We start from the raw sequence: 1,751 nt of genomic DNA on the forward strand, positions 1-1,751 counted from the left end.
ACACTCTTCAACCAATTCATATAAATAATCTTTTTTGATCAGATACATATCCATATAAACGTTTGTATTTGTGTGATCATTATTAATGGAAGTTACCCGACCTTCTTCATCCACATCCAGTTTATGAGCCATTTGATGCTCAGGATAAAGCTCGTCCACTTTTTTATAAATAACGGTAACATCAGCGTTTACATCTTTATGCTCTTTAAGCACATCCTGGAAATTGATGTTGCAAATGTGCTGGGAACCTGAGACCAGAATATATTCAGCAAGTGTACGCCTTAGAAAATCTATATTGTTATGAAAATGCTGCAGATCCCCCCTGGAGATATCAGTTGGATCATTCCAGTCAGGCGGAAGGATGAAAAGACCTCCCCGCTTACGGTCCAGATCCCAGGCTTTCCCTTGTTCAAGGTGGTCCATCAGTGATCTGTATTTGCGACGAGCGAATACAGCGACTGATTCAATGCGCGAATTCGTCATGTTGGAAATCGTAAAATCAATCATTCGGTAACGTCCGGCAAACGGGACCGCAGCCCCGCACCGGAAGTAAGTTAGTTCATCTAATAAATCCTGTTCATGATCCAAGTTTATAATTCCTGCTATTTGATCCATAGAATCCTCCTATTAACTATTAGCTGCATAGCTTGATGCCAAGACGCTGCCTTCTTCTGCTACAAGTGTAATCTCACTGTCCGGAGCAGGGTCGCCAATCACTGCTCCATCCTCAATAACGCTTCCTTTTGCTATGATAGCGCGATTAATTTTCACATTTTTACCAATCTTCACATTAGGCATGACTACGGAATCCTTAACAACGGAGGATTCGCCCACATGTACCCCATAAAAGATAACCGAAGTATCAATCGTTCCATAAATGCGGCAGCCTTCATTAATCAATGCATTCCGCACTGTGGCAGAAGGTGCAATATATTGGGGAGGCTGATTTGGATTTTTGGAATAGATTCTCCATGTATGATCATTCAAGTTAAGTCCTGGTTTAGGCTGAAGTAAATCCATATTCGCTTCCCAGAGACTGTCAACTGTACCGACATCCTTCCAGTAACCGTCAAAGGTATAAGCCATTAACTTCTTATCATCTTTAAGAAAAGCCGGTATAATATCTTTTCCGAAGTCATGAGAAGAACCTTCTTTTTCCGCATCGTCGATCAAGTACTGCTTCAACACATCCCAGCGGAAAATGTACACACCCATAGAGGCGAGGTTACTCTTTGGAAATTCAGGTTTCTCGTCAAACTCATCAATTCTGCCATTTTCTTCTGTATTCATAATGCCAAAGCGGCTGGCATCTTCCCACGGCACTTCCAGGACGGAAATGGTGGCGTCAGCACCGGAAGATTTGTGATACTCGAGCATATCGCTGTAATCCATTTTATAAATGTGGTCACCGGAAAGAATGAGCACATGCTCCGGGTCGTATTGATTCAGGAATTCCAGGTTCCTGTAAATGGCGTTGGCTGTTCCTTCATACCAGCCTCCGCCTTCTGCCTGCATAAACGGAGGAAGAACGGATACTCCGCCAAATTTTCTGTCTAGATCCCAGGGGGCTCCGATACCGATATAATCATTTAAAATCAGGGGTTCATATTGAGTAAGCACCCCGACTGTATCAATCCCTGAATTGGTACAGTTACTTAAAGGAAAATCGATGATTCTGTATTTCCCACCAAAATACACCGCAGGCTTGGCAATCTTTTTGGTAAGTGATTTTAATCTTGTTCCTTGTCCTC

Annotated in this window: 2 protein-coding genes; both read right to left on the minus strand. The window is 42.7% G+C overall.

The window, feature by feature from the left end:
* Positions 1-615 (minus strand): sugar phosphate nucleotidyltransferase (locus WAM07_RS10490; RefSeq protein ID WP_422166654.1); only part of this gene is annotated, 615 nt, incomplete at its 3' end.
* A 12-nt stretch (positions 616-627) separates the two neighbouring features.
* Positions 628-1,751, minus strand: a 1,124-nt coding sequence (locus WAM07_RS10495) for a glucose-1-phosphate adenylyltransferase (protein ID WP_422166656.1), incomplete at its 5' end; no start/stop codon positions are given.

Origin of the sequence: Halobacillus sp., from assembly GCF_049282395.1 — a bacterium.
Taxonomy (GTDB): domain Bacteria; phylum Bacillota; class Bacilli; order Bacillales; family Halobacillaceae; genus Halobacillus.